The organism is Cupriavidus sp. MPR-AND1C (assembly GCF_058809705.1).
In genome coordinates this window covers 68,926-90,725 of sequence record NZ_JBXASU010000004.1, presented here as the reverse complement: position 1 = coordinate 90,725, position 21,800 = coordinate 68,926, and the positions used below count along the sequence as shown (strand labels likewise).

17 protein-coding genes and 2 pseudogenes are annotated in these 21,800 nt (G+C 62.9%); 15 read left to right on the top strand and 4 right to left on the bottom strand.

The window, feature by feature from the left end; translation table 11 throughout:
• Positions 1-125: 125 nt before the first annotated feature.
• The 5 genes from AC1RWI_RS04015 to AC1RWI_RS03995 all read left to right on the top strand — a co-directional run bounded on the left by AC1RWI_RS04015 (position 126) and on the right by AC1RWI_RS03995 (position 4,159).
• A complete protein-coding gene (locus AC1RWI_RS04015) occupies positions 126-770 on the top strand; it encodes a BON domain-containing protein (protein WP_492864707.1) in 645 nt (214 codons plus the stop codon).
• Positions 771-941: 171 nt separating this feature from the next.
• On the top strand, positions 942-1,484 hold the full coding sequence (locus tag AC1RWI_RS04010; protein ID WP_043346850.1) for a flavin reductase family protein: 543 nt from the start codon (positions 942-944) through the stop codon (positions 1,482-1,484).
• Positions 1,485-2,091: 607 nt separating this feature from the next.
• Positions 2,092-2,412, top strand: a complete 321-nt coding sequence (locus tag AC1RWI_RS04005; RefSeq protein ID WP_043346848.1) for a hypothetical protein — start codon at positions 2,092-2,094, stop codon at positions 2,410-2,412.
• 482 nt (positions 2,413-2,894) lie between these two features.
• Positions 2,895-3,500: a nitroreductase family protein gene (locus AC1RWI_RS04000; RefSeq protein WP_492864704.1), complete on the top strand. Its 606-nt coding sequence runs from the start codon at positions 2,895-2,897 to the stop codon at positions 3,498-3,500.
• Between the two features lie 32 nt (positions 3,501-3,532).
• Positions 3,533-4,159 carry a phosphoribosyltransferase gene (locus tag AC1RWI_RS03995; protein ID WP_043346845.1) on the top strand — a complete coding sequence of 209 codons (627 nt, stop codon included), beginning with the start codon at positions 3,533-3,535 and terminating at the stop codon, positions 4,157-4,159.
• Between the two features lie 84 nt (positions 4,160-4,243).
• Here AC1RWI_RS03995 and groL read toward each other — a convergent pair whose 3' ends face one another.
• A complete protein-coding gene (gene groL, locus AC1RWI_RS03990; RefSeq protein WP_492864702.1) occupies positions 4,244-5,881 on the bottom strand; it encodes a chaperonin GroEL in 1,638 nt (545 codons plus the stop codon).
• Between the two features lie 252 nt (positions 5,882-6,133).
• Between groL and AC1RWI_RS03985 the strand changes: the two genes are divergently transcribed.
• Entirely contained in the window at positions 6,134-6,973 is an 840-nt protein-coding gene (locus AC1RWI_RS03985) for a universal stress protein (RefSeq protein WP_492864700.1), read from the top strand.
• A gap of 197 nt (positions 6,974-7,170) precedes the next feature.
• On the opposite strand, the gene AC1RWI_RS03980 is transcribed toward AC1RWI_RS03985, so the two are convergent.
• Positions 7,171-7,560: a winged helix-turn-helix transcriptional regulator gene (locus AC1RWI_RS03980; protein ID WP_492864814.1), complete on the bottom strand. Its 390-nt coding sequence runs from the start codon at positions 7,558-7,560 to the stop codon at positions 7,171-7,173.
• A 205-nt stretch (positions 7,561-7,765) separates the two neighbouring features.
• Here AC1RWI_RS03980 and AC1RWI_RS03975 point away from each other — a divergent pair.
• The 5 genes and pseudogenes from AC1RWI_RS03975 to AC1RWI_RS03955 all read left to right on the top strand — a co-directional run.
• A pseudogene (locus AC1RWI_RS03975) lies at positions 7,766-7,858 on the top strand (FMN-dependent NADH-azoreductase); the annotation flags it as partial.
• Positions 7,859-7,972: 114 nt separating this feature from the next.
• Positions 7,973-8,095, top strand: a pseudogene (locus tag AC1RWI_RS03970) (hypothetical protein); the annotation flags it as partial.
• A 37-nt stretch (positions 8,096-8,132) separates the two neighbouring features.
• Positions 8,133-8,702 (top strand): MgtC/SapB family protein, encoded by a 570-nt coding sequence (locus AC1RWI_RS03965; RefSeq protein WP_492864698.1) that lies wholly within the window; start codon positions 8,133-8,135, stop codon positions 8,700-8,702.
• Between the two features lie 575 nt (positions 8,703-9,277).
• Positions 9,278-11,851: an EAL domain-containing protein gene (locus AC1RWI_RS03960; protein ID WP_492864696.1), complete on the top strand. Its 2,574-nt coding sequence runs from the start codon at positions 9,278-9,280 to the stop codon at positions 11,849-11,851.
• 575 nt (positions 11,852-12,426) lie between these two features.
• A complete protein-coding gene (locus tag AC1RWI_RS03955; RefSeq protein WP_492864694.1) occupies positions 12,427-14,631 on the top strand; it encodes an OsmC domain/YcaO domain-containing protein in 2,205 nt (734 codons plus the stop codon).
• Positions 14,632-14,740: 109 nt separating this feature from the next.
• Here AC1RWI_RS03955 and AC1RWI_RS03950 read toward each other — a convergent pair whose 3' ends face one another.
• The gene (locus tag AC1RWI_RS03950; RefSeq protein WP_492864692.1) at positions 14,741-15,664 is read right to left on the bottom strand and encodes a LysR family transcriptional regulator; all 924 of its coding nucleotides are present in this window, start codon (positions 15,662-15,664) and stop codon (positions 14,741-14,743) included.
• 157 nt (positions 15,665-15,821) lie between these two features.
• On the opposite strand from AC1RWI_RS03950, the gene AC1RWI_RS03945 reads away from it, so the two are divergent.
• Together AC1RWI_RS03945 and AC1RWI_RS03940 are read left to right on the top strand one after the other, a co-directional pair.
• Positions 15,822-16,556 carry an SDR family NAD(P)-dependent oxidoreductase gene (locus AC1RWI_RS03945; RefSeq protein WP_492864690.1) on the top strand — a complete coding sequence of 245 codons (735 nt, stop codon included), beginning with the start codon at positions 15,822-15,824 and terminating at the stop codon, positions 16,554-16,556.
• 89 nt (positions 16,557-16,645) lie between these two features.
• Positions 16,646-16,882 carry a tautomerase family protein gene (locus AC1RWI_RS03940; RefSeq protein WP_492864688.1) on the top strand — a complete coding sequence of 79 codons (237 nt, stop codon included), beginning with the start codon at positions 16,646-16,648 and terminating at the stop codon, positions 16,880-16,882.
• Positions 16,883-17,077: 195 nt separating this feature from the next.
• On the opposite strand, the gene AC1RWI_RS03935 is transcribed toward AC1RWI_RS03940, so the two are convergent.
• Positions 17,078-19,519 carry a TonB-dependent receptor gene (locus AC1RWI_RS03935; RefSeq protein ID WP_492864686.1) on the bottom strand — a complete coding sequence of 814 codons (2,442 nt, stop codon included), beginning with the start codon at positions 19,517-19,519 and terminating at the stop codon, positions 17,078-17,080.
• Between the two features lie 168 nt (positions 19,520-19,687).
• Here AC1RWI_RS03935 and AC1RWI_RS03930 point away from each other — a divergent pair, with 168 nt between their 5' ends.
• Together AC1RWI_RS03930 and AC1RWI_RS03925 are read left to right on the top strand one after the other, a co-directional pair.
• Complete coding sequence (locus tag AC1RWI_RS03930; RefSeq protein WP_492864684.1) at positions 19,688-21,103, top strand: histidine kinase; 1,416 nt, start codon at positions 19,688-19,690, stop codon at positions 21,101-21,103.
• Positions 21,100-21,723: a response regulator gene (locus tag AC1RWI_RS03925; protein WP_492864682.1), complete on the top strand. Its 624-nt coding sequence runs from the start codon at positions 21,100-21,102 to the stop codon at positions 21,721-21,723. Before AC1RWI_RS03930 ends, AC1RWI_RS03925 begins: the two co-directional genes overlap by 4 nt.
• The last annotated feature ends 77 nt before the right edge of the window (positions 21,724-21,800 follow it).

Sequence of the window (21,800 nt, the reverse complement as noted above, 5' to 3'; positions counted from 1 at the left end):
CTTGGCGCGGCATGCCGGCAGGCGCGGCCTTGATATGTGTCAATGGCAACGCGCGCCACGCTTCTAAGCTGGAATCACAGTCGCGCCAGACTGATCTGGTGCAGATGCTAGCAAGGGGAAGGCAGATGAAGACCGATATGCAGATCAAGCAGGACGTGAGCGACGAACTGGCCTGGGATCCCGCAGTGGACGCCGCCACGGTCGGCGTCGAAGTCAATGGTGGCGTAGTGACCTTGAGCGGCCATCTGCGCACCTATGTGGAAAAGCTGGCCGCCGAGCGCGCCGCCGAGCGCGTAGCCGGTGTCAAGGCCGTAGTCGTGGCGCTCGATTTGCGCATTCCCGGCGCGCACGACGACGAAGCGATCGCCCAGGCGGCAAGGGCATCGCTGCAATGGCATGCGGGCTTGCCTGCCGCCGGCATCAAGGTGCGCGTGGAGAAAGGCTGGGTGTCGCTAGCTGGCGAGGTGGACTGGGCTTATCAGCGTGAACTGGCTGAGCGCTCCGTCGAGCATCTGCGCGGCGTGGCCGGCGTGATCGACCAGATCACGATAAGGCCGCGCGTCGCGCCGCCTGACGTGGCCAAGCGGATCGATGCCGCATTGCGGCGGCATGCCCATCGGGAGGCGGCACATATCCAGGTCGAGGTGCTGGGGGGCGTGGTGACACTGAAAGGCAAGGTCGATTCGCCGCAGGAGCGGGAGGCTGCAATGGGCGCGGCCTGGTCGGCACCGGGCGTAACCAGGGTGATTGATCACCTCACGCTATCGTGACCGCTGCGAAAGTCAGGATGCCGGTTCGTCAGCGTCGTGATGCGTTGCTGGTTTGGCTGAGAGCGATGTCCGAATGCGCGGCTTCGAATGCCTTTAGTTCACGGAAAATCTCGTTGTACTCCGTGTCGCATGACTGCGTCATACGCTACCAAGCCATCACGAGGTGCACTGATGCGTCCGTTGAAACTGAGCAAGGTTTTTACCCTGATGGAATCGGGGCCTGTTGTTCTCGTCACAACTCACGATGGACAGAAAGACAACATCATGACCATCTCGTGGACCATGGTGATGGACTTCACTCCGTTATTCGCCATTACCACGGGTGCATGGAATCACTCTTTTGCGGCGTTGCGAAAAAATAAGGAGTGCGTCATCGCCATTCCCACTGTCGACATGCTGGATAAAGTGGTCGGTATAGGGACGTGCTCTGGGGCAGATACAGACAAGTTTGCCAAGTTTAAGCTCACGCCTGTACGCGGCAAATATGTGAAGTCACCCCTGATCAAGGAGTGCCTCGCCAACATAGAATGCAAAGTCATCGACATCGTTAAGAAACACAACGTTGTCGTATTACAGGCGGTCGCCGCACGAATTGATACCGCGCGCAAGGAGAAGCGCACGGTTCACGCCGTTGGCGATGGTACGTTCATTGTCGATGGGCGCAAGATTGACCGGAGGAAGCTGATGGCCTCCAAGCTTCCACCTGGCGTCTAGCGACTATTTGCGACGCCTGAAGAAGTCCTGGGAGCGAACACGAAAGCACATGTCCCCCAGAAATTTGTTCAAGTAAGCGGCCTTTGGAGGCCTGCCGCTCACTGTCGTAGTCAACAGTCAGCACTTCAGAGAAAAGTACGCCGAGGTTGACGAGGAACAGGGTGCGGGTTATGACGCCGCGAGTGGTCCGTGGCCATAGCTGCCATCGCACTCGAGACTCGCGGCCCCTTGATTCAAGGCAAAGTCGTGTCCGGACAATTGACTATGCTTCAGGCAACAAGGGGAGGTTAGCGGCGTTTCACTATTGACTTCAAGTGACTCAATTCGATCCTGCCGCCTAGATGGGAAATGGCCAAACCGCTGGCATGGCCTTTTAGGGTAGCCGAAGGGCGCTGTCGATCTGAGTTACGACTGCCGGAATACGTGTGCGGCAAAGCACCGGAGGTGCACCCTTGGCATTTTTTAGCCTTGCAGCGTGCCGCGTGTAGTTTATCTCTACCGGATAGGGGCTCACCGGGCACCACTCGCAAGCCTGTTGTTGTGAGATTAAGTCCTTCCGCCGCGATTGGAACGACAATCAGCGCTTTATTCGCCACAGGAGCAAGAGATGTACAGGAAATTCATAATGACATTACTTGTTGCCGCCGCCGCGGCTTCTGTGTATGGCCAGAAGAATCCGGATCCGTACACCGACGGAACCAAGACCGGCAAGGTAAATCCATACACCGATGAAGCCAAGGCGGGCAAGGATGATCCGAACGCCAACGTAGCCAAGACCGGCAGACCCGATCCGCACGCCAACGGGCAGAGGACTGGCAAGACAGATCCCTACACCAACGGGGCGAAGGCTGGCAAGTTCGACCCGTACACCGACGGGGCACATACGGACACTCGCGATCCAGACAAGGAAGGTGCGCATTCGAAGTAAGGTCGGTCGCCATAGTCGCACGTACAGTTCACTTTGGGGCAGGCCACAGGCGCACGGTTGCATCGGCATCCAGCCGGCAGGAATTCGACCTGTATCTGGCGCTCGCCGACGGTCTCTATGCGCTGAAGCCATCTGCATGGCGCCCGATTGCTAAAGAGGATGCGTGCCGCCACGGCGCTTCGTGACTTCGGGCTACAGGCGCCGCTGGACTTGGCGGCTGTTGCTCGTTTGTCCAGAACGGATGAGCAGGCAAAACTGGGGAGTCAGGTCTGTATGGGACAAGGCAACGGCTTCCCACAGTTTCCACCAGAATCGCAAGTCCCCGATGGGTTGCCCAGCGCCTACCCCTTAGGTCCCATGGACTACTGCTCCACGATTGACAGGGCAAATGGCGTTCCTTTGATCCATCCCAAGTTGCAGGGCCAGTTAGCAGCCTACGGCAATCCCAAGGGCGTGCCGACCCCGACCATCTGGAGTTCGACGTGACACATCCCATCGCTTCATCCGAATCCGGCGTGGAATACTTGAAGCTGCTGGTACCGCAATCCGAGGGCGGCATGTCATTGCTGACAGCGCTGCGGCAGCGCTGCTCGACCAGACGCTTTGCCCCGCGTAGCCTGGACGACTCGCTATTGTCTTCCCTGCTGTGGGCCGCTTTCGGCATCAACCGCCCGGAAACCGGCCTGCGCACAGCGCCCTCGGCCCGTAACTGGCAGGAAATCGACTTGTACCTTGCGCTGCGGGATGGCTTGTATGTGCTTGAAGCGGCAGACTGGCGCCTTCGGTTGGTCAGCGGCGAAGACCTGCGCGCGGCCACCGGCCTGCAGGACTATGTTGCGGAAGCGCCGTTGAACCTCGTCTATGTTAGCCGGCTGTCCATGCTCGACGAGACCGACAAATCAGTGCGCCAGTTCTATACAGCGCTGGACACGGGGTATATCAGCCAGAACGTCTATCTCTTCTGCGCCGCATCGGGCCTTGCCACGGTAGCGCGCGGCTTGCTGGATCGCCGCACATTGGCTGCGGCAATGCGGCTGGCGCCCGACCAGCGCGTAATCCTGGCCCAAAGCGTGGGCTATCCGGCCTAAGCGGCCATACGGCCAACCACAGGAGAGCAACCATGCCATTCATTGACAGGGCCGATGCCGCCGCACAACTGGCGCGTGCGCTCGCTGGCCATGCCGGAAAGCGGCCGCTGGTGCTGGCAGTGCCGCGCGGCGCGGTACCCATGGGCGCCATCATCGCCGATGCGCTGAGCGCGGATCTTGACGTCGTCCTCGTTCGCAAGCTCGGCGCGCCTGGCAATCCGGAGTTTGCCATCGGAGCGGTGGACGAGACCGGCTGGACTTACCTCACGCCCTATGCCACCGTGGCGGGCGCCGACAGTGCGTACATCGACCGTGAGCGGGCCGCCCAGCTCGATTTGCTACGGCAGCGCCGCGCCGCGTACACCCCGGGCCGGGATCCGCTCTGCGCCACCGGTCGGCAGGTTATCGTCGTGGACGACGGTCTGGCGACCGGAGCTTCAATGATCGCCGCCCTGCACGCTATCCGCGAGCAAAAGCCCGCGCGGATCATCTGCGCGGTACCGGTGGCGCCACCGCAAACGCTGGCGCTGTTGCAGCCCTATGCCGACGAGGTCGTGTGCCTGGAGTCGCCGGACCGTTTCCGGGCAGTTGGCGATTTCTACCGCGACTTCTCGCAGGTCAAGGATGCGGAAGTGGTAGCCTGTCTGGCAGGAAGATAAGGGCACCGAGGTGGCCGCTTAATGTGACGTCGCCGTGTGACGTCGCCGCCTGCACCTGGCACGCACTTGCGCGGGCGGAGTTGCTCAGTAGTCTTCGCCGAACATCGATGACCCCGGACGCATGCTGAGGTCGTCCTGGCGGGCGGGGCTGCGTTGCACCGAGATCATGCAGTCTGTCGTCAGCAGCAGCGAGGCGACCGACACAGCATTCTGCAGGGCCGTGCGCACTACCTTGACGAGGTCGATCACGCCCAACTCCATCATGTCGCCAAAGCGCTCGGTGCCAGCGTCGTAGCCGAGCGTGCCGGCGCTGGCGTTTACCTGATGCACGACTGCGTCAGCATCCGCGCCTGCGTTGGCGGCGATCTGCCGCATCGGCGCGGCCAGTGCCGCGTGGACGATGTGGCCGCCGGCGGCCTGCTCGGCGTTCGGCGCCTGCCAGGCGTCAAGGGCAGCGCGGGCGCGCAACAGCGCCACGCCGCCACCGGCGACGATTCCCTCGTCCACCGCGGCACGGGTGGCGTGCAATGCATCCTGGAAGCGACTCTTGCGTTCGTGCAGTGCGCTCTCCGTCGCCGCCCCCACCTTGATCACGGCTACCCCGCCGGCCAATCGGGCCAAGCGCCTTTGCAGAGCCTCGCGCTCATAGTCCGAGCGCGCCTCGTCCAGGCGCAGACGCAGGGCGGCAATACGTTCGGCCACGCGCGGGCGTTCGCCACCAGAGGCAATCAGCGTGGTGGCGTCCTTATTGACCTCCACGCGGCGGGCATCGCCAAGCTGTTCGAGCGTCACGTGCTCGAGCGAGATACCAGCATGCGCAGAGACAACGGTGGCGCCGGTCAACGCGGCCAGGTCGCCCAACTGCTCGGTACGCGAGTCGCCGAAACCCGGCGACTTGACCGCGCAGCTCTTCAGCGCGCCGCGCAGGTTGTTGACCACGAGCGTGGCCAGGGCTTCCCCCTCCACGTCATTGGCGATGACCAGCAAGGGCCGGCCGGTGCCGCTCACGGCCTCCAGGACGGGCAGCAGTTGCGCGATGGCAGCAATGTTCGCGTCGCACAGCAGTACCAATGGTGATTCCAGCACGACGGCACGGCTCTCGTTGGTCGCGAACAGGGGTGAGAGATAGCCGCGATCGATCAGCGCGCCGTCGGCGATATCCAGTGCGTCGTCCAGCTTCGAGCCATCCTCCACGCTGATGGCACCATCCTTGCCGACCCGCTCGACAGCCTGGGCCACCAGCATGCCGACGGTCTGGTCGCCGCTGGCCGAGATCGTGGCGATCTGGCGCATCTCGTCGGTACTGCCGCAGGGCCGGGCGCTTTCCAGCAAGGCGCTGGCGACCAGCTTGCCGGCGGCCTCGATGCCGCGTTTGAGCTGCATGGGGTCGTGACCGGCTTCGACATACTTCACACCTTCGGCCACGATCGCGTGGGCCAGCGTGGTCGCGGTTGTGGTGCCATCGCCGGCGATCTCACTGGTGCGCACCGCAGCCTCGCAGATCAGGCGGGCACCCATTTCGGCGAACGGATTGGCCAGCGTCACAGACTTTGCCACGACCACGCCGGAATTGGCGACCAGCGGCGCCATGCCGGGGCGCTCCACGATCACGTTGCGGCCGCCCGGACCCAGCGTCACCTTGACCGCGTGGGCCAATTGCTCCACGCCGATCAGCATCATGCGGCGTGCGTCATGATGGAAGATGAGTGTTCTGGCAGGCATGGCGATCTCCGCGTCGGCAATGCATTGGGCTAGCTGGTCCTATCGTAGTTGCCGTGTCCAGCTGCGCGTTGATGCAGCGCAAACACCGGGGACGCTGCTGCTGCCCGGCCATTCAGACCGGAGCCTTGTGAGGCGTCTGGCGATTCTTAACCTGGAGCAAAGAGTGGACAAGCCGTCCTTGCGCTGCACGCGGGAATGTCTACAGTGCTCTCAATGTCGGTCAAGAGCGCACTAACCAGCGGGAGTATCTTTATGTCCTTTGCTACCATCCTGGTCATACTCGACGCCAGCCGACGGTCCTACCACCGGCTCGATATCGCCGCACGACTGGCGGTCCAGCACAATGCCAAGCTGATTGGCATGTTTGCCTGTCGCCGCCCGGAGCCGACGTGGGCGTACCGCCTTGCCGACGGCGCGCGCTATCTCGAGGTCCTCCAAGCCCAATACGAGCAGGATCGCGAGGTCGTGCGGCATGGTTTCGAAGGTGCGACAGAAGAACTGCCCATCACTACCGAATGGAATGCCTTCGACGAACCTCCGCTGCGCATCGGGCAGCGGGAGGCGCGGCTGGCGGACCTCATCGTGGTCGGACAGGACGACCCGGCGAATCCGGCCGCCTTCGTGGCCGAGAACTTCGCCGAATCCATTGTGCTTGCCAGCGGCCGGCCAGTCCTGACGATACCGAGCGTGGGGTGGTTTGAGACGGTGGCCTGCCGCATCCTGGTCGCCTGGGACGGCGGGCGGGAGGCCGCGCGGGCCATCCGCGATGCGCTGCCGCTACTGCGCAAAGCCAGAGCGGTGACCATCACGACATGCACGCTGGCTGGCAAGGTCGGCGACCCATGGAGTGCGCTTGCCCAGTATGCGGCAACCTGGTTGGCGGCACATGGCGTGAGTGCCGCATTGCGCAACCTTCCTGTGGCAGCATCCGGCGATGCCGGCGAGCGCCTGCTGTCGGAGGCGTCGAATCTGGAGGCTGATCTCGTCGTGGCCGGCACATATGGACACAACAGGCTTCGCGAGGTAGTTCTGGGCGGGACGACACGGACGTTGCTGGAAGGCATGACAGTCCCTGTGCTCTTTTCCCACTGAATGACGAAGCCATTGCGGAAGCCGCCCGCGCGACGCATGCCATGGCATGCGAACTTGCCCTCGACGGGTATCAAGGGACCTGTTGAGGCGGGTTGGGTCACCCTGGCGCCGCATTTGGCCACGCGCCAGCAAACGATGAACGGCTGTTCCCCATTTGGGACATCGGCGGCCATGAGCCGGCCCTTTGCTGGATCTTGTCACGCGCCGAGTTCTTTTTTTCCGCGGAGGTCGAACGCCTGTCTCGCCTGTTCAATGGCTGGGAGATGCGCGATGGCCCATAGCCCGAGTGCTTCCACAAGTGTCCTTAGCGAGTGGCCGAGGCAGGTCAACGCGTAGTCAACGCGCGGTGGAATCGTGCCATATACGGTCCGCGTAACCAGTCCGTCTCGTTCCAGTCCCCGCAACGTCCGCGTCAGCATGCGCTGCGAGATGCCTGCGATCTTCCGCTTCAGTTCATTGAACCGCATAGGTCCGTCAGCAAGGAGTACGAGGATGAGGACGCTCCACTTATCGCCGATGCGCGCGAGGACGGCCCCCGATCCCTGGCAGTCGCTGGGCAAATCTATCCCGTTACGTCTTTCCAGCATGCCGGGCAAGCGGCCCCTGTGCTCGACGACCGTGCCAGTCGCATCGTCGGACTCCCGTTGAATGGTCGCAGGTAACATCGGTGTGCCTCCTTGTGGCGGACGCGAATGATGCGGATGTTGGTCGCGAGCCATCACGCAATCGCGCCCATTGAATTCGGACTGATCAACTCCGCGATGGGCAGCGCCTACTATTGGAGATCCCCGAGTGACCACGAAGCTTCTTCACATTGATTCCAGCATCCTGGGAGGCAATTCCGTCAGCCGTACCCTTTCGGCCGCCATCGCGGCATGCCGACGGTTTCCAGCAATCGCGTGCGTCGCTGTTCGAGCGCAGATTGCGCCGTGACCTCGCGGCTCTCCGAGCCTGGCGCAAACGCAGTTTGATCAGTCCCGCCAGGACCTGGCTTTGCGGGTGGCCGAGGCATACTTCGGCGTGGTGTTGGGCGAGGAGACGCTCCGCGTGGTGCAGGCCGAGAAGGCGGCGTTGCGACAGCAACGCGACCGCGCGAAGGCGCGCTTCGACATCGGCCAGGGCAAGATCACCGATCTTCATGAAGCCCAGGCGCGCCTGGATGGTGTTCGTCGGTCATGCGTCGCTCTGGTACGGGGGCGCCACGGCGCACATCCAGGCAGACCCGACCCATACCATCCAGGGCGTAATCACCGGCGACGGCTTCCTTGGCGCCGGGGTCATCATGAAGGACGGCATGAGCATCCGCGGCCTCATCACTGCGGCATCCATCTGGGCCGCCTCGGCCATCGGCGTGTTGCTCGGCGTTGGTTTCTATGCCGCCGCGTTGCTGCTCGCCGTGCTATGCGTGGGTTCGATGTCCCTGTTGCACCGGCTGGAGTCCAGGCTTCCGGGGCGCATGACGCTGGATGTGTCGCTGACTTTCCAGCCCGGAGAAGCACCTGACCTCGATCTGCTGATCGACAGGGCGAAATCCCGCGGCTATCGCGTGCTGCACGTCAGCCTGACCATCACGTTTGCCGACAACCAGGCCGTGTGGCGAATCAGCCTGGTCGCACCGGACAAGGCGCGCGGCGGGACTTGCGGCCGAGATGGCTGCAACCCAGGGTGTCTCCCGGTTCAGCATCGTGCCGGTACGCAATTGATTCGGGTAGGCGAACACATGGTTTAAAAACGTTCAAGCTGTTTGCCGGCAGAGCGTGGATATAGACGAGTTGAGTCAGGCGAAGTGAATACACCGCAATTTTGCCGACCCCGTGCAAACCTCAACCGGAATTCCGATTTGTCGCAGAACGCCCCGCTTCCTGCCCAATTCCGCCGCCAAGCCATGCCTTGGGGCGCCGTTGCATTCGGCCTCGGCATGCTGCTTTGGATCTTGCCTCAATCTTTTGACAAGCCTGTCGTTAACCGGAAGTGGCTACCTCGTTCCATTTGTTGCCACAGGTAAGTCAGCGCAATACAGGATCCTCGGATGTACCGCCGCATCGTTGGCGAAGCGAGCCTGGCGGGGCGGGCGACTCGAAGCAGCGCGGCCGAGGCACTTCTCGTCGTCGCCGGGAAGGGATGTGAACTCGAGCAAGACTTCCTGTTCGCAAGGTCAATGGAATACAGGCGATGGCGGCGAAGTGGCGCGGACGCGCTTGCGCGTTTCGCCGGAGGTGGCTCGCATCGGTTTGCGTCCTGCGCGACTGCGCCGGTGGCCGGATAGATGTCCGCCCACGATGGTTCACAGGTATTGGTTTGACAATGTATCCCAACACTTACGATATCCCCATTGCACGCCTCATCGCGCGTCCGATGCTTTCTTGCACGAGCACCACGACGGTGCGGGAGGCCGCCAGGCGCATTTTTGCTGAGCGCTGCAGCTCAATCGTCGTGATGAATGGTACCGAGGCCGTCGGCATCTGGACCGAGCACGACGCGCTATCTGCCGGGGAAGATGCTCACTCTCTAGACCGTCCAATTGGGGATGTGATGAGCAGCCCAGTGTTCACTCTGGGAGCGAATACGTCACTGGGTGAGGCGGCGGTCAGCTTCAAGCAGTCTGGCGTTCGCCATTTCGTGGTCGTCAAGGACGGCCTGAGTATTGGCGTTTTGAGCCAGACTGACATCGTCCTGAACCAAGGGGCCGAATTTTACCTGCGCCTGAAGTCGATCGAATCGATTCGTATCCATTCTCCCGTCACGGTGCCTGACCATATGGCACTTCACGACGTCGTCGTACGGATGCGCGCGGAGAAAATCGATGCGGTCGTCGTCGAATATGCCGATGGTGAGCATGGCATCCTGACCGAGCGCGACGTCGTCCGGTTGATTGGGGAGGGCGGACTTGGGGGCTGCGTCGGCCACCATGCAAGCCGGCCGCTGCAGACGCTGTCCGCGACGCAGAGCCTGTATGCCGCCCAGCGGTACATGCTGCAGCAGCATATGCGCCATGTCGGCGTGCGCGACGGCGAGGGCCGTTTGACCGGGTTGCTTTGCTTTGCGGATATCCTGCAGAACATTGAGTACGAATACGTGAATGAATTGCAGAGCGCGCTGCGCGAACGTGACGAAGCACTCGGCCAGGCGCGCTTCAACTTGCGCATGGCGGATCGCGTGTTCGAGTCTGCTCTGGAAGGCATCATGGTGACCGACAAGTATGCCAAGATCGAGCGCGTGAATCAGGCATTCACGCGCCTGACCGGCTTTACGGAGGAAGAGGTGATCGGGCGCGACCCGAGCCTGCTGAGTTCGGGCCGTCAGAGGCCGGAGTTCTACCGGGCGCTCTGGCATTCGCTCACGACCGATGGGCACTGGCAAGGCGAAATCTGGAACCGGCGGAAAAGCGGCGAGCTGTTCGTCGAATACCTCACGATTACGAGCATTCGCGACAACGACGGAAACATATCGCATTACGCGGGGATATTCTCTGATATCACCCAGCGGCGCCAGGCCGAAGAGCGGCTTGGCTACCTTGCGACACACGACGTTCTGACCGGTCTGGCGAACCGGGCGTTATTCGAAGAGCGGCTGGAGCGCGCGATCGTCCACGGCAAGCGGCGGGGTGGCAAAGTTGCCGTGTTGTATCTAGATCTCGACAGATTCAAGCTCGTCAACGACACGCTTGGGCACAACGCAGGTGACGAAGTACTGAAGGTGGTTGCCTCGCGGCTTGTCACAGGCTTGCGAGCCAGTGACACCGTCGCGCGGATGGGCGGAGACGAATTCGCGCTAGTGCTCGAGGAATTCGTCGACGTCCGCGACGTCGGCCAGGTTGCGCAAGGGCTGCTGGATGCTGTGGGCCAGGCGATAGATCTCGGCGGCCGCGAGATCTTCGTGACGCCGAGCATTGGCATCAGTATCTATCCGGACGACGGAGCGCAGGCCGAGCAACTGATGGTGCTGGCCGATCAGGCAATGTACGGGGCCAAGAGCAGGGGCAGGAATGTTTTTCAGTTCTTCGAAAGCAAGATGACGTCATCGGCGATGGCGCAGCTCGAAACGCTCGGGGAACTGCATCGCGCTCTCGAACAGGACGAGTTCTGTCTCTTCTATCAGCCACAATATGACCTGTCGAACGGCAACATTGTGGGCGTCGAGGCGTTGTTGCGTTGGCGCCACCCACGCAAGGGGCTAGTGCCGCCTGGCGTCTTTATTGGGCTGGCAGAGCAATCGGCACTGATCGTTCCAATCGGCCAGTGGGTCCTGCGTGAGGCCTGCCGGCAAGCACGCTGCTGGTTGGATGCAGGCTTCGAATTCGGTCGCATCGCGGTGAACGTGTCGGCCAGGCAGTGTTTTACCGACGGATTTCTGACCGATCTGACCACCATTCTCAGCGAGACTGCATTGCCGCCACATCGGCTGCAACTCGAACTCCTGGAAAGCATGGCGATGAATACGCGCGAGGAGATTGGCATTCTGCTTCGGGAGCTTGCGGCACGGGGGATCAGCCTCGCGATCGACGATTTCGGCACTGGCTACTCATCTCTCGCATATTTAAAGGATTTACCGGTCGACACACTGAAGATCGACCGATCGTTCCTTGCCACCAGCGACTCGCGCAACCCGGATGGTGCGATCATTCGCGCGATCGTTGCAATGGGGCATGCGCTTGGTATCGACGTCGTTATGGAAGGCGTGGAAACCGAGGAGCAGCTTGCGTTCCTGCGGGAGGTCGGCTGCCACCAGGTGCAAGGCTTTCTGCTGGCACGGCCCCAACCGGCGGACCGGCTGATCGAACTTTCTCTGCTTCGTGGCGAAGTGGCAATGGCGCAATCAGGCAGTCGCAACATGAAATGTACGGGCGGCGATCGCAGTTCATGGCAAAAAGCGTCGTAACAAGCATATTTACTGCGGCGTCCTTTCGCGGAAGGGCCTTTTTCTGTATCCTTGGACCCGATTGGCCATGGGGTCGCCAGCGTCGTCGTCCCGCGAATCGCTCCATCTCCCGCGCGAGAAAATGCTCCGCGCGCTTGACGGTAAGGCTCCAGGTCGATCATGGCCAATCCCTTTAACCACGCGGGTTTGTGGCGGCCTGTTGATGATGGAGTGGGGGGTAGGATTCCCGTTGGGAAACATTATGCGCCAGTTGATTGACTATTAAAGCCCTGTTTTTACAGGGCTTTATATTTCGGATTATCGCCTGGTAGTTCCCGCATTCTGAATAATGTGGGGGGCGCGTGGCGATTCAGTTTCGTACAACCGCACCTGGCGTTGCCGTGAATATTGCCTGGATATTGCCAGGGCGCATGGAAGCTCGCCGGTTCCAGCCATGTCCTGCGCCATGGCGTTCGCCTGTCAAGTTATCCGTATGCGGCAGCGTTTGTGGAAAGCATCGATGCATTGCACGGCACCAGCGTGGCATCGGGTAGTCGTGGCCACATCATTTTGAGCACCATTTTCAGAATTCTCCCATGGAAATTAAAGTCAACTTCCTCGATAAGCTGCGTCTTGAAGCCAAGTTCGATGACTTCACGGTAGTGGCCGACCAGCCTGTCCGGTATAAGGGCGATGGCTCGGCGCCTGGGCCCTTCGATTATTTTCTGGCCTCGTCGGCCTTGTGTGCCGCTTACTTCGTGAAGTTGTACTGCGTAACCCGCGATATTCCCACCGAAAATATCCGCCTGTCGCAAAATAATATTGTTGATCCGGAAAACCGTTACCAGCAGATTTTCAAGATTCAGGTTGAGCTGCCGCCGGATATCTCGGAAAAGGATCGGCAGGGTATCTTGCGCTCCATCGAGCGTTGCACGGTAAAGAAAGTAGTGCAGGCCGGCCCCGAGTTTGTAATCGAGGAAGTAGAGAACCTGGATGCCGATGCTCAGTCGTTGCTGACGTTGAAGCCGGTTTCTGACGCCAGCACCTATATCGCGGGCAAGGATCTGCCGCTGGAGCAAACCATCGCCAATATGTCGGGCGTCTTGGCGGATCTGGGCATGAAGATCGAAATTGCTTCATGGCGCAATATCGTTCCCAATGTGTGGTCGCTGCATATCCGCGATGCGCACTCGCCGATGTGCTTTACCAATGGCAAGGGATCGACCAAGGAAAGCGCGCTGGCGTCGGCGTTGGGCGAGTTTATCGAACGCCTGAATTGCAACCATTTCTATGCCGGTACGTTTTGGGGTGAAGACCTCGCCGATGCGGCGTTTGTTCATTACCCGAACGAGCGCTGGTTCAAGCCTGGCCGGAAGGACGCGCTGCCGGCTGAAATCCTGGATGCGCACTGCCTGGAAATTTACAACCCCGATGGCGAATTGCGTGGCTCGCATCTGTACGACACCAACTCCGGCAATGTACAGCGCGGTATCTGTTCGCTGCCGTATGCGCGGCAGTCGGACGGCGAAGTGGTGTATTTCCCGTCCAACCTGATCGAAAACCTGTTCGTCAGCAATGGCATGAGTGCCGGCAATACGCTGGCCGAAGCGCAGGTCCAATGCCTGTCCGAAATTTTCGAGCGGGCGGTAAAGCGCGAAATTCTGGAAGGTGAAATCGCATTGCCGGATGTGCCGCACGCAGTGCTGGCGAAATACCCTGGCATTCTGGCCGGGATTCAGGGGTTGGAAGAGCAGGGTTTTCCGGTGCTGGTAAAGGACGCGTCGCTGGGTGGGACCTATCCGGTGATGTGCGTCACCTTGATGAACCCGAGGACAGGTGGTGTCTTTGCCTCGTTCGGCGCGCACCCGAGCTTCGAGGTGGCGCTGGAACGGAGCCTGACGGAATTGCTGCAGGGGCGCAGTTTTGAAGGCCTGAACGATTTGCCTCAGCCCACCTTCGTCAGTAATGCCGTGACTGAATCAAATAACTTTGTCGAGCACTTCATCGATTCCAGCGGTGTGGTGTCGTGGCGCTTTTTCAGCGCCAAGGCGGATTTCGACTTTGTTGAGTGGGATTTTTCTGGCCAGGGTGAAAACTCCAATGCCGAGGAAGCCGCCACGTTGTTCGGCATTCTCGAAGACATGGGCAAAGAGGTATACATGGCGGTGTATGAGCAGTTGGGCGCCGTGGCCTGCCGGATTCTGGTGCCCGGCTATTCGGAAGTCTACCCGGTAGAGGATTTGATCTGGGATAACACAAACAAGGCGCTGTTGTTCCGTGCCGATATTTTGAACTTGCATTGCCTGGACGATGCCAGCCTGGCAGCTCTGCTTGAGCGGTTGGATAACAGTGAGCTGGATGAGTACTCCGATATTGCCACGTTGATCGGCATCCAATTTGACGAAAATACGGACTGGGGGCAGCTAACAGTTCTCGAGTTGAAGCTGCTGATTCATCTCGCCTTGCAGCAATTCGAGGAGGCGCAAGAGCTGGTGGGCGCCTTCCTGCAGTACAACGACAACACGGTCGAGCGTGGATTGTTCTACCAGGCCTTGAATGTGGTGCTGGAGGTGATGCTCGATGACGACCTGGACCTGGACGACTACGCGGTCAACTTCCGTCGGATGTTTGGCGACGCTCGGATGGACGCGGTAATGGGGTCAGTGGACGGTAGCGTGCGCTTCTTCGGGTTGACGCCAACGACCATGAAACTGGAGGGGCTCGATAGGCACCACCGCCTGATCGACAGCTACAAAAAACTGCATAAGGCGCGGGCCAATGTGGTGGCTACAGCCAGCTAGGGTTACGAGTGACGGCCGGCACGGGATCGCTCTTCTTGCCGGTAGCCCGGCTTGCGCCGGCCTCTTCCCTATGGGGGCAATACGGCTGTCAACGTCGGCGAGCCCCGTTCTAAGCAGCAGCTGGCGGACGCGCCTGTTCCATCATGAACTCGACGAATGCACGCACGCGCGATGGCAGCAAACGGCCGTGCGGATACATCAGGCTGACGGGGCGCATGCGTCCGGCAAAAGCTTGCAGGACCTCGACCAGCTCGCCTTGCGCCAGGTCCCGCTCGACGACGAATTGGTAGGTCTGGAACAGCCCCGCGCCGGCTTTAGCCAGCGTCACGCCGGCCAGCACGTCTTCCGCGCACATGTAGTTGCCCGTCGTGAAAATCTCCTTCTCGTGCCCCCCTTCCTTGAACAGCCACGAGATCTGCCGCCCGCTGCTCGGTAGATCGAACTGGATGCACTCGTGCCGGTCCAGGTCCGACAGCGTTCCAGGTACCCCGGCGCGCTTCAGGTAGGCGGGGCTTGCGACCACCACCAGCGCCGCGTCTTCAAGGTGCCGGGAGACCATCATCGAGTCCGGCTGCGCGCGCAGGCGGATCGCCACGTCGAAGTTTTCCTCATGGAAATCGACGTTGCGGTTGCTGATGTGGGCTTCCACCTTGATCAGCGGGTACTTGGCGCGAAACGCGGGCAGGAGCGGCAACAGGCGATGGTGCCCGTAGGTGGTCGGGGCGCTGATGCGGATCGTGCCCGAGGGCTGCACCTGTTCGCCGGTGACCTTGCGCTCGGCTTCGACCAGCAAATTGAGCGCGGCGCGGCATTGCTCGACGTATTCCTTGCCACCTTCAGTCAGCCGGATGCTGCGCGTGGAGCGCACGAACAGGCGCACGCCCAGGCGTTTTTCCAGGCGCGAGATCGAGCGGCTGACGGCGGCAGGCGTGACGCCTGCGGTATTGGCGGCCGCCGTGAAGCTGCCGGCTTCGGCGGCCAGGCAAAAGAGCTCGATGCTGCCGAGCAGGATGTCGTCGAATTGCCGGTGCATATTCTTTACGCCATGTAATAGGACAAGTGTAGCAAACCCCGTTTATTGCGCTCCACAGCAGCAATATAGTGCCTCCACACCGGTGACGGATTTGGCGTCCGGCACCGGACCCTGAACCTGAACCTGAATCTGGATCTGGATCCATCGGAGGACCACCATGAGCAACACCGACAACACCGTCATCATCACCGGCGCCACCAGCGGCATCGGCCTGGGCTTGGCCGAAGCCTTCCTCAAAGCGGGCTACAACGTCGTCGGCACCGGCCGTTCCACCGAGCGCCTGCAAGCCACCGCTGAACGGCTGAATGCCGGCGAGCGTTTCCTGGGTGTCGCGGGGGACGTCGGTCAGCCCGAATCGGCGCGCCAGGTCTTCGCGCAGGCCATTGCCAGGTACGGCAAGGTCGACGTGCTGGTAAACAACGCGGGCATCTTCGCGGCCAAGCCCTTCGTGCAGTTCACGCCGGACGAAGTGGAGGAGCAGATCTCCACCAACCTGAAGGGCATGCTGTATCCGTCGCAGGAAGCGGCCAGGCACATGAGCGAGCGCAAGCGCGGCAAGATCATCAACATCACCGCGTCTCTGGCGCTTCAGCCGCACGGTGGCGTGCCGGCGCTGCTGGCCGTGGCCCTCAAGGGTGGCATCAACCAGGCCACGCGCGCGCTTGCGCTGGAACTGGCACCCCACGGCGTAACGGTCAACGCGGTCGCCCCGGGCGTCGTGGACACCCCGATGCATGCCGCCGAAACCCATGCGGCGCTCGGCAGCCTGCACCCGCTGGGCCGCATCGCCAACATCGCCGAGATCAGCGATGCCGTGCTCTACCTGGCCAAGGCCGACTTTGTCTCCGGCACCGTGCTGCCGGTGGACGGCGGCTTCAGCGCAGGCCGCTGAAGCCGGCAACCGCGGCCGGAGGTGCGTCCTGCCGCGGCCCGGAATCCATCGCGCTCATCTCGAAACGTCAATCCATGCAGGAGGCCGCCATGCCTTTCGTCAGCATTCGCATTACCCGCGAGGGAACCACCGCCGAGCAGAAAGCCCAGGTCATCAGGGAAGTGACTGAAACCCTGGAACGCGTGTTGCACAAACCGCCCGAATGGACGCACATCGCAATCGAAGAGGTGGATACCGACAACTGGGGTTTCGGGGGGCGGACGACCACCGAGATTCGCAAGCAGTCGAATCCCGCTTCAGCCCCCGGCGCGCAGGACCGCCGATAAGCCGCATCGCGCGGGGATCAAGGTGCGTCGCCATCTTGATCAACTCGCGACCGAGCCGTGCCGGGGTGAGGAGGTCATCGGCCTGCCACACCTCGGGCGGCTCCGCGCTCATCATGCCAGCGTAAGTTGCCCGGATTTCGCTGGCGAGGAGCGCGCCCATTGTCGGATTGGATGCGTCGGATTGCATTCGTCGGATTACATGCGGTAAACCACGCCGACCCAGGCGCTGCGCGGCGCGCCGGGCGCGACGAACAGCGCGCTGGCGTTGTCTTCCGGCGTCACGTGCGGACGCAGCAGATTGCCGTTGGGAAACAGGTCGTTAGAGATCTGGCCATAGGTCTCGTAACGGCGGTCGAACAGGTTGGCCACGCGCGCATAGATCTCGACATGCTTGTTGACGCGGTAAGACGCCCGCAGGTTCACCGTGGCGTACCCGGGCGTGCTCCAGTCCGCGTACTTGGGCGCCTTGCCGGGCTGCGGGTCGGCGCGCAGGCCGTCTTCGTTGCCGCTGGTCACGCTGCTTGACACGCCAACCAGGTCGGCGCCCAGGGTCAGTTCGGGCAGCGCCTGCCAGTCCACGCCCAGCTTGACGGTGTGGCGCGGCAGGCCGGCCATGCGCATGCCCGGCTTGACGCCGATGGTCCGTTCCCCCACCGCGAGCTGCCCGGTGGCCTGATAGGTGGCTTCGAGATAGCTGTAGCCGAGGCGCAGCGTGACATTGCCAAAACGCTGCCGGGCGGACAGGTCGAAGCCCTGGTTGCGGGTCCGGTCGAAGTTGGCGAAGTAGCCCTGCTGCGTGTTGGGGGCGCGCAAGAAGAGGATGTCATCGTGGTTATCAATGCGGTAGAACGAGCCGGATACCTCCGTGTCCTTCGAGGGCCGCCAGCGCGCGCCCACTTCATAGGAGTGCGAGACGACCTGCTTGAGGTAAGGGTCGGCCTGCAGGCCGGCGGGCAGGCGGCAGGGCTGGGCGGGATCGGCGCAACCCAGCTCCAGCACCGTCGGCACGCGGTTGTTCTGGGCATAGCCGCCAAATACCGAGACTCCGCCGCCCAGCTTCTGCGTCAGGCCCAGAGCGGGGTTGAACCGGCGGTAGGTGAAGCTCTCGCTCGGCTGCTCGCTGCCGTCGCTGTTGCGCAGCGTATTGTTCACGGCCACGTGGTTCCAGCGGGCCGAACCCGTCACGAAGGTGCTGGGCGTCACGGTCCAGGTGTCTGACAAGTACAGGCCAATCGCGCGCGAGGTGCCGCTGACGCCGGAGAACAGCTCGTTCGGTGCATTCGGGTCCGCGATCACGCCGCGGTCGTCGGTAAAGGTGCCTGGCTGCTCATACTGCGAGTACGTCAGGCGGCTGCGGTCGAACGTCAGCCCGGCGTTGAGCAGGTGTTTTTCCGTCTCCTTGGCGAAACTGAACGCCATGCCGACGGACTGCTGCCACATGTGCGTGGTGTTCAGCATCGCCGGATCCAGCGCCGCGCCTTCGCTCCGGGTGTAGCCGCAGCGGGCCTTGCGCGGGCTGCCGTCGGCCTTGAAGCCATCTTCGCAGTCTTCCGCGTAGGCGTCGTAGACCGGGTTCACGTCCCCGTTGGTGGTATCGCGGCGGCTGGTGCGCACATAGGCGAGCACGGCGGCGCTGGTCTTGTCGTCGAACCAGTGGCGGCTGTTGAAGGCGGCCTGGGTGACCATGTTCTCGGTTTTGTCGGGATAGGTATAGACGGCGCCGCGATTGCTCTCGTAGAGCCCGGGCAGCATGGCATTGCCGCTCGCGCGGTAGCTCGGCACCAGGCCGTTGCCGATCAGGGTGCTGCGCCCGTGCAGCAGGGAGACGTCCCAGCTGTTGGCCTCGCTCTCGTGCCCGGCCTTGACGAACAGGTTGCCGAGCCGGCCTTCGGAATGATCGCGCCAGCCGTGTTCCTGGAACAGGGTGCCGGCGGCGAAGGCGTGCCAGCCGCTGTCGCTGCGGATGCCGCCCGACAGGTCGGCGCGCTTGCGGTTGCCGCTGCCATAGGAGAGATCGGCGGTGAAGCCGGGGGAAGTGAGGCCAGAGCGGGTGGTCATGGCGAGCGCGCCGCCGAGTGTGTTGAGGCCGTAAGCGGGGTTGGCGCTGGAGACCAGCGAGACGCCTTCCAGGGCGGCTTCGGGAATCATGTCCCAGCTCACCACATCGCCGAAGGGCTCGTTGACGCGGATCTCGTCCAGGTAGATAGACAGCCCTTGCGGCACACCCGGGATCGACGAGGCGCGAAAGCCGCGGTAGGTGACATCGGTCTGGAAGGGGCTGCCCTGGATGTCGTTGACGTTGACGCCGGTGAAGTGACGCGCCAGGTAGTCGGCGAGGGTGCCGGTGCGCGAACCGTTCAGGTCGTCGCCACTGACCGTCTGCACCGTGTACGGCACCAGGTCGCGGTCCACGCCAATGCCCGGCAGCGGTGCGGTGGCTACCACCATGACTTCGGGCAGCGTGGCACTGTCCCCGGATTGCACACCACTGTCCTGTTGTGCAACAGCGGGCAGGGCGGCCAGCCATGCCACGGCCAGTGCGATGGCGGTGGCCGCGCTGCGCCGTGGCGCGCCGCGGCGCAGGGCTGCGCGTCCCGGCGGGGCCCTGCGCCGGCTTGGAGGTAGGTTGGCTGGCATCTTGCATCTCCTCGGAATGATTGGCCGGGGCACCTGCGCTGGGTGCCGGCTTGGGGGAAACAACTTGAGGGACGGGGAGCAGGTTCCGTACCTCGGGCTTCGGGAAAACCTCCCGATCCGCAGGCCATCCCTACCGTCCACTGCAACCTCCCGGGGGGCGTCATAGCCATGACGATGTCTCGCTATCTGTTAAGCCGCGCCATCTGGATCTGTGCGGCCTGCCTGTGCTGCGCGCTGGTGGTCGCGCTATGGCTCGCGGCGCGCGCCATCGGCGACGAGCGGCGTGGTGCGCACGCCATGGCGCAGCTGATTCCGCGCCTGTCGGCCTTGCAGACGGCGGCGCCGGCCGAGCGCGAGGCGCACCTTGCCGCCCTACGCACCATCAACGCATCGGCGCAAATGCGCCACCTGTGGCTGCATCTGGAGGATGCAACGGGCCAGGTGCTGGTGAGCGAGCCGCAGCCACGGGATAGCTTCCCCCTGGGCGGCCTGCTTGCCCTTCCGGGGTTCGGGGCAGATGCGGCGCGGCTGGAAAGCAGGTGGCAGATCCACACCCGCGACGGTGCCACCTACCGCGCCGCCTTGCGCTGGAATCCGCAGAGCGAAATCCGGGAAGCCAGCGGCGACATGGCCGGCAACCTCGCCGTGCTGGCGGTCTATGGCGCGCTGCTGCTGCTTGGCATCCATTGGGCCCTGGGACGGGCCCTCGCGCCCCTGCAACAGATCCTGGCGGCGATCCGGGTCTACGAAGACAAGGACTACAGTGCCCGCCTGCCGCCCATGCGCACGCGCGAGATGGACCAACTGCGCCGCGCGCTCAACCACCTGGCCGGTACGCTGGACGAAACCCAGGCAGAGCGCCGCGCCCTGAGCCGCAAGCTGCTGACAGCCCAGGAAAGCGAGCGCGCGCGCCTGGCGCGGGAACTGCACGACGAGTTCGGCCAGGTGCTCACCGCGATGCGCGCCGATGCCGCCTACCTGGTGCGCAAGAGCGTCCATGAGCCCGTGCTGCAACTCGTGGCCAACGACCTGGCCGGGCATTGCGCCAGGATCCAGCACGAGGTGCGCCATCTGCTGCACCGGCTGCGGCCGCACGGCGTGCAGCCCGACGGCCGGCTGGCTTCGGTGGAGCGCCTGCTGCAGGATCTGGTGCAAGCCTGGCGCGACCAGCCGGGCCAGCAGGTGCAGGTGGACTATGCGGTGGCGCTTGGCGGGGTGGCGCCGGGCCCGGACCTGATCCTGACGCTGTACCGCATGACGCAGGAAGCGCTGACCAACGTGATGCGCCATGCCGGCGCACAGCGGGTGGCGATCCGCATTGCTGCCACGGCCGCCGGGCAAGCGGTGTGCTGGAGCGTGGAGGACGACGGCCAGGGCATTGCCGACGTCGCCGCGGCCCTGCAGCGCAGTCATGGCCTGCGGGGCATGCAGGAGCGTGCATGGGCCCATCTCGGCACGCTGCGCATCGAACCTGCCTGCGCCGCGGCCCTCGCCACACCCGGCTGCCGCCTGAGTGCGAGCTTTCCGCTTGTGCCGCAGGCCTTGGCCAAGGCGGGTCAACCGCATGGGAGCCAGAGCGAATGAAAACGATCGACGTAGTCCTTGCCGATGATCACGCGGTAGTGCGCACCGGATACCGGCGGCTGCTCGAACTCGAGCAAGGGGTGCGCGTCGTGGCCGAGTTCGGCGATAGCGATGCCGCCTACGCCTGGCTGACGCAGCATCGCGCCGACGTGCTGATCCTCGACTTGTCGATGCCCGGGCGCGGCGGCATGGAAGTGCTGCAGCGCCTCGGCGCGCGGGTGCCAGCATTGCGGATCCTGGTGTTCAGCATGCACGACAGCGCCGCCATCGTTAGCCAGGCCATGCGGGCCGGCGCCGCCGGCTACCTGACCAAGAGCAGCGCGCCGCAGGCCCTGGTGGATGCGGTGCGCAAGGTGGCCAACGGGCGGCAGGCGCTGTCCGACGATGTCGCGGGCCTGGTCGATGCCGGTAGCCAGCTGCCGCCCCACCTGGCCTTGTCGCCGCGCGAGTTCGACGTGTTCCGCCTGTTTGCGCGCGGCACGGCGATCGAGGAAGTGGCCGCGCAGCTCTACCTCAGCACCAAGACGGTGGCGAACTACCAGACGCTGATCCGCAAGAAGATGGGCCTGGCCAACCGGGTCGAAATGCATCGCTATGCGGTGGAGCACGGCTTCGGCTGAGCCTCTGTGCCAAAACAGGACAGCGTTGCCCCGCGCGCGCAAGCCGTGTTCCGTGGCGGTACAACGCTCGCCAGCGC